Origin of the sequence: Chryseobacterium sp. MYb7, assembly GCF_002979455.1 — a bacterium.
In the GTDB taxonomy this organism is placed as follows: Bacteria; Bacteroidota; Bacteroidia; order Flavobacteriales; family Weeksellaceae; genus Chryseobacterium.
Genome location: NZ_PCOU01000020.1, coordinates 37,140 through 54,785, shown reverse-complemented (window position 1 = coordinate 54,785; position 17,646 = coordinate 37,140). Strand labels below are relative to the sequence as shown.

General features: G+C 36.5%; 12 protein-coding genes and 1 tRNA gene. 6 read left to right on the top strand and 7 right to left on the bottom strand.

Going from position 1 to position 17,646, the window contains the following annotated elements:
• The first annotated feature begins 451 nt into the window (after positions 1 to 451).
• Positions 452 to 525: transfer RNA gene (locus tag CQ046_RS15800), tRNA-Asp, on the top strand.
• Between the two features lie 202 nt (positions 526 to 727).
• Here the strand turns inward: CQ046_RS15800 and CQ046_RS15795 are convergent.
• The gene (locus CQ046_RS15795; RefSeq protein WP_165790533.1) at positions 728 to 5,350 is read right to left on the bottom strand and encodes a T9SS type A sorting domain-containing protein; all 4,623 of its coding nucleotides are present in this window, start codon (positions 5,348 to 5,350) and stop codon (positions 728 to 730) included.
• A 605-nt stretch (positions 5,351 to 5,955) separates the two neighbouring features.
• Between CQ046_RS15795 and CQ046_RS15790 the strand changes: the two genes are divergently transcribed.
• Complete coding sequence (locus CQ046_RS15790; RefSeq protein ID WP_105703206.1) at positions 5,956 to 6,282, top strand: winged helix-turn-helix transcriptional regulator; 327 nt, start codon at positions 5,956 to 5,958, stop codon at positions 6,280 to 6,282.
• A 231-nt stretch (positions 6,283 to 6,513) separates the two neighbouring features.
• Here CQ046_RS15790 and CQ046_RS15785 read toward each other — a convergent pair whose 3' ends face one another.
• The 3 genes from CQ046_RS15785 to CQ046_RS15775 all read right to left on the bottom strand — a co-directional run bounded on the left by CQ046_RS15785 (position 6,514) and on the right by CQ046_RS15775 (position 11,744).
• A complete protein-coding gene (locus CQ046_RS15785) occupies positions 6,514 to 7,695 on the bottom strand; it encodes a phosphatidylinositol-specific phospholipase C domain-containing protein (RefSeq protein WP_105703205.1) in 1,182 nt (393 codons plus the stop codon).
• Between the two features lie 17 nt (positions 7,696 to 7,712).
• Complete coding sequence (locus CQ046_RS15780) at positions 7,713 to 10,559, bottom strand: TonB-dependent receptor (protein WP_105703204.1); 2,847 nt, start codon at positions 10,557 to 10,559, stop codon at positions 7,713 to 7,715.
• Between the two features lie 135 nt (positions 10,560 to 10,694).
• Complete coding sequence (locus CQ046_RS15775) at positions 10,695 to 11,744, bottom strand: AraC family transcriptional regulator (protein ID WP_105703203.1); 1,050 nt, start codon at positions 11,742 to 11,744, stop codon at positions 10,695 to 10,697.
• A gap of 250 nt (positions 11,745 to 11,994) precedes the next feature.
• Here CQ046_RS15775 and CQ046_RS15770 point away from each other — a divergent pair, with 250 nt between their 5' ends.
• The 3 genes from CQ046_RS15770 to CQ046_RS15760 all read left to right on the top strand — a co-directional run bounded on the left by CQ046_RS15770 (position 11,995) and on the right by CQ046_RS15760 (position 14,358).
• A complete protein-coding gene (locus tag CQ046_RS15770) occupies positions 11,995 to 12,282 on the top strand; it encodes a hypothetical protein (protein ID WP_105703202.1) in 288 nt (95 codons plus the stop codon).
• A gap of 10 nt (positions 12,283 to 12,292) precedes the next feature.
• A complete protein-coding gene (locus CQ046_RS15765) occupies positions 12,293 to 13,129 on the top strand; it encodes an XAC2610-related protein (protein WP_123906635.1) in 837 nt (278 codons plus the stop codon).
• A 185-nt stretch (positions 13,130 to 13,314) separates the two neighbouring features.
• Positions 13,315 to 14,358, top strand: coding sequence for a L,D-transpeptidase (locus tag CQ046_RS15760; protein WP_185126198.1), 1,044 nt, complete (start codon positions 13,315 to 13,317; stop codon positions 14,356 to 14,358).
• Here CQ046_RS15760 and CQ046_RS15755 read toward each other — a convergent pair.
• From CQ046_RS15755 to CQ046_RS15745, 3 genes are all read right to left on the bottom strand, one after another.
• The gene (locus CQ046_RS15755) at positions 14,351 to 14,878 is read right to left on the bottom strand and encodes a hypothetical protein (RefSeq protein WP_105703200.1); all 528 of its coding nucleotides are present in this window, start codon (positions 14,876 to 14,878) and stop codon (positions 14,351 to 14,353) included. The genes CQ046_RS15760 and CQ046_RS15755 overlap by 8 nt on opposite strands.
• Positions 14,879 to 14,882: 4 nt before the next feature.
• The gene (locus tag CQ046_RS15750; RefSeq protein WP_105703199.1) at positions 14,883 to 16,202 is read right to left on the bottom strand and encodes a PDZ domain-containing protein; all 1,320 of its coding nucleotides are present in this window, start codon (positions 16,200 to 16,202) and stop codon (positions 14,883 to 14,885) included.
• Positions 16,203 to 16,321: 119 nt separating this feature from the next.
• A complete protein-coding gene (locus CQ046_RS15745) occupies positions 16,322 to 16,960 on the bottom strand; it encodes an alpha/beta hydrolase (protein ID WP_105703198.1) in 639 nt (212 codons plus the stop codon).
• Between the two features lie 245 nt (positions 16,961 to 17,205).
• Here CQ046_RS15745 and CQ046_RS15740 point away from each other — a divergent pair, with 245 nt between their 5' ends.
• Entirely contained in the window at positions 17,206 to 17,637 is a 432-nt protein-coding gene (locus tag CQ046_RS15740; RefSeq protein WP_228406974.1) for a hypothetical protein, read from the top strand.
• Positions 17,638 to 17,646 lie beyond the last annotated feature (9 nt).

Below are 17,646 nucleotides of genomic sequence, written 5' to 3'. Positions count from 1 at the left end.
TAATTACATGGTATGTTGAGTATTTTTATTAGGATGGCAACTTGAATGTACTAAATTAAAATTTTACTATTTATCAACCAATAAACTAGATTACCAAGCAAGTGATATTTTAGCTTTTTGATGCTGTTCATTCAAATATATCATGGACATTTTAATTATAGTGATCATTATTTTTTTTAAATAAAAAAGAGAGAAAGTAATTTTTGTCTTTGATAGTCTGTGTTTTAATAAAATCTAGCAGTCAAAAAGAGTCTTTTTTTTGTAAAAACTAAAAAAAAGCATATATTTACACCAGTTAAAAACAAACGCTCCTAATCTTATTAAAAAAGTGACCTATTCGGTGACCTGCAAAATAAGAGAACAGCATAAAGCTTATGGATAGGACTTTTTCTAAAAAAGTACAAGTCCCGTCCGGATCGCAGAAGTTTTCTCAATTTCTTTTAAAAAAATTGATCCGGTAGTTCAGCTGGTTAGAATGCCGCCCTGTCACGGCGGAGGTCGCGGGTTCGAGTCCCGTCCGGATCGCAAAAAGTCTTCTAGAAATAGAAGGCTTTTTTTTGTTTATAGACTTTGATAAAGTTTAGATGCTTAATGACAAGGATGGAGAATATATATTTCGATGAGTGGTTGTATCGCTTTTAAATAAGATGACACGATGAGATATTTAAAATAAAAATGGCCGGAAGAAATTCCGGCCATCATTGCTTTTAAGATGTGTTATTGTAATTTACTTTTTAATGATTTTTACAATAGTCTCAGAGTTGTTGATTCTTACCAGATAAGCTCCGGTTAACAATGAAGTAACATCTGTTTGTTTGTTGTTAAACTTGCCTTCTTTCATCAGCTGTCCAGACATGTTATAAATTTGATAATAATAATCTTTATCATCTTTTGCATCAATATACAGGATATCTTTTACCGGATTAGGATAAAGAACTACTTTGTCATCTTTTACCTTTTCTTCAATAACAGTTTTGTTTAACGCTGTTCTGGCCTGAGCTCCTGAGTTTGGTGTTACAGGAATTCCTGGAAGCGGACCTCTTGGAGTACCGTTGTCTTCCTGTTTCACACATCTGCAGCTTAGAGAAGCGAAAGGATCTATATCCATGTTTTTCACATTATTCCTGCTGTAAATATCGAAATACATATAAGTAGCTCTTCCTGTCATTTCACCGTTTAGATTAGCATACCATACTCCTCCTGATGCACCAACAGCAGTACCAATGGCTCCTGCATACATTACGCTTCTGCTTCCTCTGCTAACAGCTTTTGGATAATTTCCTACGTTATACAAACTGTTTGTGAATGCATATCCTACTGTTTTGCCCCAGAAACTAGGTGCAGTTACACTATAGATAGGAGTTCCATAATAACCGGCTTCTGTACCGTCGATAGTTCTAAGTGTTTCAGGATTACCCTTAAGACTCCATGGAGAGGTTTTGTTGGTACCTTTACCAAGAACTTCAGGAATTCTCCATCCATTCGGGCAAGGGTCAAATACAGATTTTTTACCTCCTAAGCCCCATCTTTCATCATATAACCCTTGATATTGAGTATCAAACAGCCAGTCTGAAGCAAGTGTATAATGAGGAGTGTTATCTCCACGATATGGGTATGCAGTTACCGGCATCATTAGTTTTAATGGATTGGCAACAGAATATCCCAGAATCTTTTCTATTCTCACATCTATTTTATCAGCGGCGTTAATACTGCTCTTATAGGTATTGTAATTCACAATATTGCTTGAGTTATAATTCGCTTCTGTGAATGTAGAATAGGCTACAGCACCACTGCTATTGGTAGTACCAAGGAAAATATTGTATTTAGATCCATTGATATTATTGAATATAGGCAGAGGGTCTTTTCTTCCCCATTGGTAATGTAATCCCTGTGAACTGTTCAGTTGGGTTACCTGTGCAGCAACCGTTGGGTTATAAGCATTTGGCATTGCTTCGGTAGCTCCCAGGTTTCTATCCATGGTAGCTGTTTTCATCAGGGTTCCATATTGGGTATAATTCACGTAATTATCCGTGGTAATAGGGGTGTCATTTACATGAGTAAAAGAACTTACATTAGTATTGGTTACCCAGATATGCCAGCTCCAATAGATAGGGTTAGTGATTGAACCATTGTGTAAAGTAACAACAGCATTACCGGATTGGTTAGCATTTACTTTTACATTGATGTTTCCATCTTTGGAAGAGGTGTTATCTATGGTTAATTGTGTTACCAAAGCAGGGTTGTCCGTCCAAAGTACATTCGCTTTTAAATCATTAAAGCTTGTTGTATTCAGAATTTGGGTATTTCCTAAATAATTACTCTGCACAGAGAAGGCTTTACTTACAGGTACTGAGATAATTTGATCTGCAGTAGATTTTGTAACCATATAAGTATTAGGATTGTCTAATCCTGTTTTATAGGTTTCAGTTTCAGTGAAGTAAGTAGTGTCAAAATTATAGTTATTTTTTACAAATAACGGATCTTTGATACATCTGCATGCTTGTGCGTTATTGGTTGGATAATCTTCAGCTGGTTTATAATTGTATAGACCATATACATTAGGATAATTGGCTGCATCCGGTCTGTAATTATTGACAATCTGGTCAGCAGACGGAATTAATCTTAATGCACTTGCTATTGATGAATACCCCCCAAAGTTTGTCATAGTAGATGTCCATAGATAGGTTTCAAGCTGATCTGTAAAGGTTGCTTTCGTGTGATATCTTCCATCACTGGCAGCACCTCTTCCAATCCATCCTGTTCCTGGGAATATTCCGATATTGTTACCTCCAACATTGGTCATATCAAAACCGTATTGAGGATATATTTTTATACCAGCCAGATATGGTTTTAAGTTTGATAATCCCGGAGGAATATTAGACTGAACGCCATTCAGTGCAGATAACGGACTGTTTACTTTAGCTCCAAAAGGAGTAAAATCCATTCTCAGATTTTTTGTGGATGATGCTACCAATAAGGAAGGTAATCTCCATCCATTCGGACAAGGGTCATAAGAGGACTTATCTCTGTATGGTTGTGGAACAGAAATATCTGTTGCCTGTATTCCCTGAGAGTTATCTGACCATAAGTTAACTTTACTTAACTCACTGGTCTGTAATCCTGGTACCTGCCCAAACCAGTTGTAGTAGTATGGAATACCACTCAAAGTACCATACGTAGATGGAGTAGCAGTACCATCATCGTTCACATACATCAGGCTTAAAGGATTTTTAACCGATGCTCTGATGTTATCCGTAATATTTGCCGCTGATTTATTGACAAACAGTCTCAGATCGTTAAAGTTTTTATAATCATTGAAAGGACTGTTGGTAAATTTCAATCTCGGTATTGCATCATCATAGATCACTTTTCCAACGCTTCCGGTTACCTGATAAAAAGTAGCATCACTATACGTTAAAGATGGAAAAGGATCTTTTCTTCCCCACTGGTATAAAAGACCTCCGTTTCTGTGCCATCCATCTCCATTAAGAGTGTTCCCGAGAGCACCAAGGTTTCTGTCCATCCATCCCCACTCAGAGTTAGGAATCGTTTCTACAGTACCATCACTTAACTGTCTTTTTACATCATCATAGCTTTTATAGGTAGAACCATTAGTAGGATCGTCTGTTACCCAAACGTGCCATGACCAGAAAACCTGTCCATCTACTTTATAAGCAACTACTGCATTTCCTTTTTTTACCTTGTTTATAGGTACTTTTATTTTTGCAGTTTCCCCTGAGCCAATAATATCTAATGTATAATTTTCCTTAGATTTTATTAGTCCCATCGTATCTTCCCACAATACATCAGCGGTAATTACTCCGGAAGGAACGTCCACTCCTTTCATATAATTCCCGTTTCGCCACATTTCGTAGGCTTTTTTTACAGGAATATACAATCCGTCTGCATTATTCCCGTTGTTATCTTTCCCTGTGAAAATATAACTGTTAGGAGCTTTTGTCCAGTCTGATATTGTATTATCCGGCAGTGCTCCGGAATTAATTGTAAAACAGTTATTGGCACAATCTGCAGAATCATATGCAGTTGTGTTACCAAAAATACCTACATATTTGATGAATTTTTTGATTTCAGCTTCCACCTCCGAAAGCGGTCTCATTGGTCCATTCCAGTTAGCTATTACTTTTCTGTTTCTGATGGCTCCGATACCATATAAAGAAGCTTTAGGAGTATTGCTCAGAAAGAAATTTTCAGATCCGGGACCTCTTTGTTTGTCATATAATGGAGGGTAACCGAAATCATTTACAGTATTATAATTGCTTAATGCATTAACGGTGATATACTGTCCTGTAGATTTGTATACCCTGAAACCTGTTATTTTGCTTACAACAATAACTACAGGCTCCTGATCCGAGATAATGTCGGTCAGTTTCTCGTTGATGTAATTGTAAAGGTTGTAATACCTGTTCACTAAAGCATTAGGGTTTGTAAAATCCAAATATCCTCTACCCCAGGGTTCTCCACCCTCCTCAGGAGGTAAAAACCAGTTACTGAAGTTAATAAAGAAACCCGAACTTGAAAACTTACCGGCAAATACATAAACAGGATCATGATAAGAAAATTCAAAAGGGCTTGTGTCACTACCTTGGTAGATGTATTTCTGTGAGCTGGCAATCGTACCGAGATTATTAGGATTGTCTATATTAATCACAGGTGCATTTGGGTTGCTGCTATCCAGAGTACCGCTGGCGTTAACGGATAATACAATATCATCCAGCTTCTTAGTCAGATGCTGTGATTTTACCCTGTCTTTGACTCCGGAAACACTTCCGTTAGGATTAAATAATACTGTCCCATTTTTTTTCGGAGTGAAAAGTATCGTGTATTCATTTTCATCCAGTTCACACGTTGCTGCAGTATAATCTCCGAATTTGTAATGGCTTACCGCTTTATTCCACGTAATACCGGAGAAGTTATCTGTTTCTGAACTCAGCACAACTTTTAAATTATACGTGCCGCTGCTTGCAGAAGCTGGTAATTCAAAGGTAGCATTAAGGTTTTCATTATACAGATTGCTGGCATATAATGTTTTGCACCAAGCAGTAACCCATTCTCCCAAGGCATTCTGATATTTAACGGAAATCAGAACATCGCTGGTTGTAACAGGTTTGTTGAGCTGTCCACTCATAACAACCGCTCCTTTTTCATTGAGGTTTTGTGAAATAGACATCACAGGCCCAAGATCATAAGTAAGGGTGGTTACTGGAAGGCGACTTTCCAATATAAACCGATCATTAGAAAAGCGCCGGTCCGTATCGCCTCGTGACGAAGCATAAACGGATGCAACTGAGCAGAATACAGCCCAGACTGATAGCATTGATTTTTTTCTCATACGCATGTTTTTTTAGGTTATTAGATTCTGTTTGAATAACTTTTATTCAAATTTTATAGCTTATCATCAATAGTATAGGAAAGAATAGAATACAATAAAGCAGATGTACTTTTGGTAGTGTAACCGCTACACAAGAATCCGATATTATCAGTTATGGCACATTTTTGAAAACCAACTGTTCCTTACAATCGTTATTTTTCTATTGCTAACCATGATAAATAATCCGAATTGTTCTTGTATTAAAGCCTTTCAATATAATTATTGCAGGTTTTCGGGCCTGTGTTGTATTGTGAGTAAAAGTAGGATGGTAGAATAATATATATTATAGCCTGATTTGAAGATAAAAATCTCATTTTTCATATTTGTGTTTTAGGTTTTTAGTTTTTTTATTAAAAATAATTGATAATCAATTATACTTTTATGCAAACTTATAATCAGAACAAATTAAGAAGAGATATCACAAAAACATATGTTTTTTAATGAAAAATTTCTACTTAGTTTTTTGTACTTTTTGTAATTTTTTTTGTTAAATGTGTGGTTAATCTTATGTTAATTTATTATTAACCACTATGTTTGCAAAGTTACGATATTAAAAAAAACACACAATGAGTCAAAAAAATCTGACTAATAACAGCTCTGCTGATGGGGCAGAAATATGCCCTGTACAGAAGCTTTTAAAAACACTTTCAGGTAAGTTAAAATTAGAAATTTTTATTCTTGCCTCCCAATCAACTTTACGTTTCAGCAGCTTGCTGCGCGACATAGAAGGATCTAATAAACAGACATTATCAACGGCTCTTAGAGAACTGGAAGAAATGGATTTATTGGAGAGGGTAGTCATCAAGCAAAAGCCTCTGCACATAGAATATAATCTTACTGAAAAGGGAAAGTCTCTGATTCCTATTTTACAGCAATTAGAGGGATTGATATAGCAATAGAATGATGAGGTTTGAGGAGAGATTATGAATTATGAATTTCAGATTTTCGAGATCCGGTTTTTGGGTATGAGTTTAGATATTCAATAGGGCGGGCTATTATCCTGAGCATAGCCGAAGGGAGCCCGGTTTCCGTTTAATAAAAACGTTTTTCATCCGGCTTTAGCCAAAATTTTGAGATTTCACTAGTCATAAAAAGACCGGTTCTGAACAGAGCCGGCCTGGTAGTTATTTACATGAAGAATTTAACGGATTATTAAGATAATCTTTTCCCTGCGGCGGCTGCACAAAGTAAGGTGTTCCATAGGTATTTCCAGGACGGAAAAAATCGGTGGAAACAACCTGGGCACCACTGCTGAAAGCGGCTTTAGATCTTGTAAAATCATTGGTTTTAGCTTCATAGGTTTCAATATCTGATCTGGTTCTGACCATAAACCCCTGCATTACCAGATCCTGTATCTCTTTCTGTCTTACTATAGCGTTGTCTCTTAGAATAAACCCTGCAAAAGAATCATCCGGTTCACTATTCAGAAACATAATTCTTTCTTTTAGTGATCCATTCACAAGATAAGGATTGTCTTTGGATGAAAGTGTTCCGGCACCTCCGGGAAGAAGCATAAAGATGAATTTTCCTTTACTGTCACTAAGTTTTGGCCAATTATTATGGATTACAGCTTCTTTGAGTGTTTTATATTTACCCTGAACATCTTTTGGAGTGATAATTTTATCCTTTCCAAGATATCTTACAATCTCCCCGTCCAGTTCATCATAGGCTTTTTTATCAAAAGGAAGAACTTTCGTACTTTTTTCAAGAATCGGAAAACCGGAATCTTTGGCTTCAATCATCATGAAAACAGGAGTGTGTTCGGGATGTTGGTCTGACCAGGATTTAAGAGCAGTCAACGCATCTTTTAAAGTGGGATAATGAGTTCTGAAATCGATATCTGCCATATGCAGTACTTTGAAACCCGGCTGATCCAGTCCTTTTGTATTAAAAGGAGCCAGATCAGTGATCCCTTTTGCCTTTAGCACCTCATAGGTTGCAGGATGGCTGAATCTGCCGCCTTCCAGATCATAATAAACATCTATTTCCAGCCCTCTGAGATTGGCGTTGAGTTGTTCTGTAAAGTCCGGGTGGTTATAATTCAGACCTTCTTTCAGATCCATGCCATAAGGGTGATATTCTTTAAATTTAGCCTTTTGATCTTCAGACATCATACTGCTGTATTTCTGCATCATTCCATTGATAATCGGAGTTACAAAATCCAGTACTTTAGGATCTACAGGCTTTGCATACGAATTATGAGTTCCCACAATCTGCAGCTGATTGATTCTTATATTCTGGCATTTATCCTGTGCCTGTACCAGTGCTGTCATACACAATGCAGCTCCATGTATATACTTTTTCATATGAATAAAATTTTTGATTAAAAATTGAAAGTGAATCCTAGCTGTCCGCGTATTCCTGAATAAGAAATATTTTCTACGCGGTCTTTGGTTCCCATATAATAGCGGTTGGGTTCATTAAAAATATTGTTCAGTTCTACAAACAGGCGGACTTTCTTTGTAAGACTATAGGCAGTGGAAAGGTCTACAGTAAAGTTCTTATCAAAATACTGATAATGATCTGCTCCGGCCGCTGCTCTGATTTCGCTTACATAATTTCCTTTGTAATTTCCGGCAAGACGGATCATCAGCTTGCTGGTTTCATAGAACAGGATGGTATTGAAAATATGTTTGGCCTGGTTCGGAATTGTGGTAGACATTGTTCCTGTCTGTTTACCGTTTTCGTAGACAGGCATATTCATTTTGGAAGAAATATAGGTGTAATTTCCCTCAAAACCGATGTTTTTCAAAAAGCCTGGTAGGTTTTCAAAACGTTTGGATATTCCGAATTCAAAACCAAAGAGTTTAGCACCTTCCAGATTTTTAGGAGCTGTGAAAGTATAAGTTCTTCCGGCCAGATCTACTACAGACTGGTCTTTGTAAATAAGATTGGTAATGTCTTTATAGAATACTCCGGCAGTGATCAGATCTAGCTTTCCGAAGTAGTTTTCAAACATAAGGTCAAAATTGTTTGAAAAGGTAGGATCCAATTTGGTATTTCCCTGAGTGATGGTATTGGTAATATCATTGACGATGGTTCCGGGATTCAGGTCGTTGAAATCCGGTCTGGCAAAGGAACGGGTATAGGCCAGTCTCAGGATGCGGTCACTGGTGATGTTCCATTTTATATTAACCATAGGCAGGACTACATTATACGTTTTATTGTCTTTAATGTCCTCCGTTTTATTGTCTTTGTCTGATACTACTTTTTTGCCCCAGAAAGTAACGTCATTGTATTCATTTCTGAAGCCTCCTAATATCTGCAGATGATCAGAAATCTTCCAGGTGCCCATCACATAAGCAGCCCACACGTTTTCAGTACCACGGTACGAACTTGTAATATTCGAATTGCTGTCCTTGCCGCTCACCTGCATCAGTCCTAAGCTATTTTGTGTAGCGGGATTGTACATCTGATCAATTTGCACATTGGTTATTTGATCGATGATAACAGCATTGTAAGGATTACCTAAAGGATTCATAAAACCTCCTTTGTAAGGAAAGCCTTCACGCTCAAGCTCGCTTAAATAGGTTACCGGAGATCCCGGAATTCCCAGTGATGATTTAGGCATCCAGACCAACACAGAACTGTCTACAATTTTGTTTTTATTGTTGTATTTGGTTCCGAATTTAATTTCAAAATTATCTGCGGCTTTATATTTAATGTCAATCTGTCCTCTTAGATCTGTCTCACTGTTGTGGTTCTGACTCAGGATAATTTGATTCAATTTAAGTTTATCTGCAGCTATTGCCTGCTGGTTGTATGGCAAGGTGTATTTTTCGGTATCTCCAATGCCATCAGGAGCATCCATTGCCAAATATTTTCTTCCGTCTGCAGACAGGTTTCCATAGGTCATGGGTTGCATGAAATTGATAATAGGATAGCCTCTTTGGTCTTTTTCAAGCTGATCTGGTGAGTTGAACTTAAATTCGGAACGTGCTTTGGATGCAGACCAATTTACATCCAGACGCTGTCCTACCTGATGATTACCACCTATCTGCATAGAATACAGATCCGTAAGATAATCAGCATGACGAGCCTGCAGCATGACATTTTTACTGTCAAAATTAAAATAGGTTTCTCTTACAGACTGCCCGTCTTTGTATTGGCTGTATAATGCTTTTGCATATAATTTATTCCGGCTGTCTATTTCATAATCCAATCCCAGATTAAAGCCCAAAGTTCTTCTGTTAGCAAGATAATCCCGAAGCTGAAGCTGGTTGATAGAATAAGAAGCTGTTTTATCTTTCAGTCCGTAATTATAAATATTTCTCATTTGGTCTATAGCGGTAGAACGCTCCCAGATCACAGCAGAGGTAATGAATTTAAGCTTATCCGTAATTTTATTTCCGTAGACGATGGAAGTATTGTAAGAAGGAGATTTGGACATGTTAACATAACCTGAAGCCATACTTATCGCCAATGTTTCTTTATTGGGTGAGGTTTTCGTAATAAAATCCACGTTTCCGCCAATGGCATCTCCATCCAGATCCGGAGTAAGAGCTTTAGACAAACGGACATTCTGAATAAGCTCCGAAGGGAAGATATCCATCTGAACCCCACGGTTGGCATTATCACCGCTGGCACTAGGCATTCTGTTACCATTAAGAGTAGAAGAAGTCCATTGTATAGGCGTTCCTCTTACTGCCACAAAACGTCCTTCACCCATGTCTCTTTCAATAGAAACTCCCTGCATACGCTGTACTGCATCAGCTGCATTACGGTCCGGTAGTTTCCCGATGGCATCGGCAGAAAGTACTTCTGTAATTGTGTTAGAGTTTTTTTTCATAGTAATCGCTCTGGCCTGTGATGCTTTATATACACTGGTAACGACTACCTCCTGAAGATTGTTTTCTTTAAATTTAGCTCCAAATTTAATTAATCCCAGGTCTATTTCCTTTTTATCTGCAACAGTGAAGGGAATATAAACACTGTCATATCCTTTATATTCTACAACAAGCTTATAACTTCCGTCATAAATATTATTAAGAACAAAAGAACCATCAGTATCAGAAGTTACCTTCTGTCCGCTGTTTTCAATATACACCAATGCATTGGGAAGATTTCCCTGACTGTCTATTACAGTTCCGTGAACGGTGGTTTGAGCAAAGGCCAAAGGCCCAAGAAGAAAAAATGCTGCTTTTGTTAAAAAAAGTCTTTCTCGTGACATCCTTATAAAGTTTGGTGCAAAGATGTCAGCTCATTCAAAAGTTTTAGTTCATTTAAATTTTATACAACTTCTTATCTTGAGTTCGAGGTGAACTGTATTGTAAATCAACAAGTTGCTAATATTAAATAATTGTAACTAATGAACAAGCTGAGAGGGAAGACAGTGGAATTCTTTTTTAAAATATTTATAAAAAGTAGATTTGGATTTAAAACCACATTGAAATGCGAGATCCGTAACACTGGCTGAAGGATCTTCCAGCAAGATCTGTTTAAAGTGCTGAATACGGCTTCTGTTGGTATATTCGTGAAAATTGGAATGAAGATGCTTATTAAATGTGATGCTTAAATCGGCTTTGCTTATTTTCAGATAGCCGGAAAGCTGGTCTAAAGTAAACTCCTCGTCAAGATAATCATGACTCTCCTTGTAGAAAGAGGTAATGGCATTTTGTACAGCCTCAAAATCTATTTTTGAAAGGTCTTTATACTGATATGTTTCTTTAGGAATGGTAAACTGTGATGTATTCTGGTGTTCCTGCAGTTTGTGCTGGTACGTTAAAATATAAACGTACAAAATCCACCCGAACTGGAACAGAAATAAGAGACTATAGATCTTCTGATAGACTAAAGTATCCCAACCTAGTTGATAAACGGTCCAGAAAAGTAATACACCCGTCAATACATAACAAACCAGATAACGGAAATTACGGGCTGCCGGATGAGTAATATTTTTGCGATACTTTGTAAGCAGGTAAATACATACGACAAGACATGCAATCCAATAATAACTGTAATAAACAAAGTAGGATTTATAGCTTTTAATCGCCAGATCTGCCCACGAAAAGTCAAGCATCTTTGCAGAAATAGCAATGGCATGATGAATAACGACTAATGTTAGCGGAATAATCAGGTATTTGAGCTTATCTCTCCATTTTGCCTGAATCAGATGTGTCGTGATGTAAAGAAAAATAAGCCCTTTGAACACACGAAGACTCCCCGGGATTTCATAAAGAACAGATTCATAACCGAATTTCTGAATGATGAAATATTCATAGCCCATATCCAGTGTAACGACTCCGATATACAATAACAGCATATTCAGTACAGATTCCCTGTTTTTGATAAGGGACATCAGTAAAGTAATGGTGATAAGTGCCTGTAGTACAACTACCATAATGATATATAACATGATAACTGATATTTTGCCAAAATTATAGATAATATGCGCACAGCTTCTTTAACAAATTATTAAATATCAACCTGATGAGTAAGATGTTAATTCTGAGCAGTTTTTCATGGGTTTTTCCGGTTTTGTATATTAAGTAGTTATCGTTATTTTAGCTAATAATTATAAGCCGTATGTCTGGATTTTTGGATATTTTTATTACGAAAGATTCAATATGTGTTTCATGACAACTCATCAATGATATTTGATATTCATGAAAAAACAATTTCAAAACTGGACCCTCTTTTTTATTGCAGGAATCATCGCCATGATTACGGGATTGATTGCTGCTATTGTTCTGATGAATGGATCATCAGCACCTGATGCCTTATTCGGAATGTATATTCTGTTCGGTTTAGTTCCTTTATTGCTGGTGATTATCATAGACAGGATTCTGGTATGGAAATTCGGGAATAAAAATGTGAATAAAGTTCAGTTTTTCATACTTCTTTTGATTGTGTTTTTATGGATTGTAAGATTTGTGTTGGATCTTTTTATATAAACTGATGATGATGAAAAACTTGTTTTTATTCTATTTAATCATGATTTCTGTGCTGGTCTCAGCACAGCCTTTTACCCTGAAATCTGTGGGAGAAGCAAAAGAGTTCAGACTGAAGCTGTATTACGGAGTGCAAGGTAAAGGCGCATTTGTGCAATATTCGGGGAAGAAAGAAATCATTCCTTTACAGATAAAAAGCTTTCAAGTAGATACAGATGGGAGAAGAGACGGGGAGCCGGACATTCATTATTATGTCTGGAATGAAATGATCGGAGGGAACATCAATGGGTTCTATACACTCGAAATGATAGATGATAGTGCTTCAAACATCACCTATACCAGAGCAAAAGACAACAGAAAATTTATGCTGGGAATGGTAGAGGGCGAAAAGTACGACGGAAGTGACAGGTATCTCCTGCATGGTGCTGTATTAGCGTTTAATCATTCTTATAATAATCATTTTACCATTGCTTATCCTGATGGTAAGAAAACTGCAATAGAACTTCCGTCTCCGGATAAACCTTCTTTTGCCAGACAAAGCATCATTGAGGATTACAATTTTGATGGTTACGATGACATTGCATTCTCTGTTCCTGATGAGGGAATGGGCGTTTACAGAATATTTGATATATATCTGTATCATACGCAAAGTAAACGTTTTGAAAAGCTTAAAGAACCGGATTATTCCCACTCAAGTTGTTCTTGTCTATGCGATGTAACTGTTGACAAAAAGAAAAAACTTTTAACAACTGGATGCAGGGGAGGAGCAAGGTGGCATCAGGACATCTACCGTTATGGTAAAAACGGGAATTTAGAATGGATTGCTACAGAAGAACAGACAGAAGAATAATGTTTCTGGTCAGCATCTGAAAACACCTTTAAAATCTATGAAATTTTAAATATCATATACTATAACTCCTCATTTATAGTGATGAAACCTCCGTTTTTTTACGGTATTTTTAACAATCTCTTTTAGGATTCGATTTTAGGTCTGATATTTGTACTGGGTAGCCAAACTAAACGGCCAATTTATTTATGAAAAACATATCTGTGAAAAAATCCTTTATTTATGCCTTTTTATGCACTTTGTTCCTTGTTTCCTGTAAAAAGGAAATAGAGAAAATAAGTGATACTTTTAAAGATACTGTTTCTTCTTCCGAAGTTCAGGAGGCAGAAAAGGATTCAATAAAGAAAGATTCTGTTCCTGTGGTAAAAAAAGAATCTGTTCCGCCTGTGATGCAGGAAAATGGTTTTTATAATGCTTTTGTTCTTCCAAAGGATAAAAAGATGAGAGATTCTATCTACGCAGAATACAGTAAAAAATACAGTGTAGGAGAGCGTACTGCTATTTTAGCATTGAACAGATTGGATTCTAAAAGTAAATGGAATGCCGATACATTGGTTGTTCCGGCCAAAATAGATACAACATTAATGGCATATTCACCATTTCCGATGCAGCTGGATGTATTGAGCGGGGTGAAAAAATTTGTCATATTCTCATATCCTATTCAGGCTTTTGGAGTTTATTCCAACGGTAGCCTTGTGAAATGGGGACCAACCAGTATGGGTAAAAAAGCAGCTCAGACGACCAGAGGACTTACTTTTGCCAACTGGAAAAAAGAGCTGGCTATTTCTACTGTGAGCAGCGAATGGAAGCTTCCTTATAACTTTAATATTCATAATTTAGGAGGTATCGGATGGCATGAATATACACTTCCCGGATATCCTGCTTCACACTCTTGTCTGCGATTGCTGAGAAAAGATGCGAAATGGCTGTATTCTTATGCAGATACCTGGATCCTGAATCCCGGAGGTGCTACTACAAAAGCCAGAGGTACAGCGGTAATGGTATTCGGGGATTATAAATGGGGCGGAAGAAAACCGTGGAGAAAACTTCTGGATGACCCTAATGCTAATAATATTTCTGTTGAAGAATTAACTAAGCTTCTTGAACCTGAGGTTCCGAAAATGCTGAAAGAACAAAGTAACAGAGAAAAAGTAGCAGATTCCATCAAAGCGGCTAGAGCAGCGGCAACACCTATCCAAAATGAAAAGCCTATAGAACCTCAGTCTAACTAATTTTCTTTTCAAACTGAAGAGTAGATTCTTCAGCAAACTGTCTCAATTTAAGCATTTCTTCTTTTCCTTTATGCTGTCCGAATCTGGCGGCGATATAAGTAAGAAGAATAAAAAATAGCATGATAAAAGAAGCGCTCAGTGCCCAAGGGTATTCAGCGCTTTTTATTTGTTTTTCCACATAATACATGGTGAAGAAAGTCATCCAGAGAATAGAAAAGGAAAAATACAGGAACATAAAGAATGTCCACACCGCTGAACTTGGTCCAAATACTCCGCGTATTGCTGTATGTTCATCTTCCATCTCAACCCGTAAAGCAAGGCGGGGCTTCCAGTAATTGTCATATGCTGTTTTCACCCAGATGGTAGCAACTTCTTTATTGATATTGCCTGAAAATTGATCTTTATGCTCTTCCATATATTTTTTCAAACTTTCAGCATACTCTTCTTTGGTAAGATGAGTAAACATTTTAAATCTGGGTCTGGTTCTTATTCTGTCTAGGGTGCTTTCTTCAGTATTCATATTGTTATTCTTGATAAGGTATAGGATCTTCCAAAGCGAAACTCAGGGTAAGTTTTTGAGTTTTTCTTTGAATGAGCATATTAATATTTCTGCCTTCATTGGATTTCATGAGTTCTACTATTTTTTCCAGCGTCATATCCGAGGTCTGGTCTCCATTGATGCTTAAAATTCTGTCATCTTTTTGCAGACCAGCTTTATAAGCGGGAGAATCTTTTCTTACCCCGGCAATGGAAAATATGGGTTTTAAACTGAATTTATACTGAAAAGCATCTTTATAAACTTCAGTGGATACCATAGCAGATTTTTGGGTCTCAATTTTTACTCTGTCTTCCTTCCATTCCAGTCCGTCCTGCTTAAAATCCAGTCCGCTCATGTTAAAATGAAAAGGATCATCAAAATATTTGTTTTTCTTCAAATAGAGCTTTTTGTTGGCATAATCAAAGATTACCGTAAACCTTCGCATAATTTCTCCACCTATGGAACCTTTTCTGTTTTCCACTAAATTGACATGCTGGATAGAAAATTCATCAGGCATGGCGGTAAGAGGTTTTTCAAACTTATATTTTCCAAGATAAAAATTATGGATACGGCTTCTTTTGCCATAAATATCTCCGTTGAAACCACGACCCAGAAAATCATCAATATTAGGTCTGTTATAAACAAAATTCTTAATAAGGGTAGGGAAGAGCCAGATGGCATCGCTATTTCCAAGATCAATCAGCAGTTTTGAATCTTTCTTTTCATTCGTCATCTCTACACCGCCATATAGGTAAGGTTTATCTTTCTCAATAGTGATTGGAAATTCTTCAAATCTTCTCGTTTTCTTTTCCAGAAGATCGGCACTTTCATATACGGTGATCTTCTTCGATGTATAATCTATATAAATAGGGTGATCTTTGAAAAAATGATATCCGATAACTCCATTGACAGGTATTCCTACGTGAGGCGAAATATTAAATTCTTCGTCAATAATAATATAAAGAGACATGGAAGTATTCACCATGACATTCCCTATTTTACCCATATTATGGTCAGATTTTAAACCATCAATACTTCGACTTCCTCCCAATCCTGAAAATTTAACTTTTTCAACATTGCTCAGTTTGAGTTCCTTATCTTCCAGACTGAAAAGGATCGTTTCCGAGACTCCGGTATCCAGCAAAAAGGTAAGCTCCGCACCATTGACATTGATGGGAATAAAGATAAGATTATTGATAAACTGAAAAGGGATAACCGCTTTTTTAGTATTAATCAACTCAAAAGAATTCTGGGCATTTATAAAAATGCTTAGAAATAATCCCAGTAAAAGCAATTTAAATTTCATTTACTGAATTTACTGAAATTATCTTTATGATAAAAAAAAACATTCCAAAAGCTGGAATGTTTATATAAACTACAATGAAGTAGCGTTTTTCTTTGGATTTATTTCAAATTGGTATCTGTTTATTTGGAAAAGAATTCCATCAGATCCATATAATTCTTCTGATTGACGCCATGCCCGCTCATATATTCTCTGAAAGTGAAGTAACAGCTAAGATCGTAAAGAAGATCCGCTGCTTTTCTTCCCCATTCAAGTGGAATCACAGCATCATCAGTACCATGCGAAATGAAGAAGCGAAGTCCCTCCAGTTTCTTTTTATCTTTTACAATACCATCCAGAATTTTCTCTTCAGGATAGCTGCTTAGGCAGGCAATACGATTAAAAAGTTCAGGATGTTTTAACGCTAAAGCATAACACAATATTCCTCCCTGGCTGAAGCCGCAAAGGTGAGCTTTGCTTTCCATAAGACCATAGTGGTTGATGATTTTTAATATGTTTTCCAGAACTGCATCTAAAGATTCCTTTGCCTGAGGAACATCAATAAAGTTTTCAGGATCATTGAAATTAATATCATACCAGGAGTATCCTTCAAATTGAGTATCACGCGGAGCTCTGAAACTTACAATAATCCAGTCATTAGGAAGAGTTTCCCTAAAACTGAAAAGATCCTGCTCGTTACTGCCATAGCCATGAAGCATAAAAAGAATGGGAGTTTGGGAAGTAATATTTTCCGGCTCTCTTACTAGATAATCTAAATTCATACAGCAAAGATAATTAAATTACATGCAGAATCTTAACTTTTATTATTCATACAATGAACTTCGGAAGGAAATACTGTATGTTTAATGATTGATTCTTCGGAGTGTATTTTTGGATTTTTGAGATGTGTTTTTATTTTTGTTGATTTGATATTATTTGGAAATCTTTATTGGAAAATTTTCATAAAAGTTATTTTTATATTAATAAAAAACTTATATTTGAAACATTAAAAAATCTATTTGGAGAAATGAAGCAATTTTACAATTCAAAAAGTTTACTTAGACTTTCTTTTTTATTCGTTTTATTATTTTCTGTAATTACCGTTGTCAATTCTTGTAAAAAAGATGACGATGAAGAATTCAAGGATCATGTTGTTCAATTCGAAGTAAAAACAACAGCCGGAGGAAATATTATAAGTGTTGTAACACAAGTAGGTACAGCTCAGAATACGATCTACAATACGCCACAATCACCGGTAACTTCACCATGGACAAGTGGGGAATTCTTTGTAAATTCCAGCCAGGCACAGTTGAATCTTGATGCTAATGCATCAATGCCGGATGATAATTCTGAATTGACAATCAATCTTTACATAGATGGAGAAATTGCCAGAACAGTTAAGAAAAAAGGTAAAGGGGTATTAGTAGCCTCTATCGATTACAGTTTCTTAGAGCCATAAAATTATTTT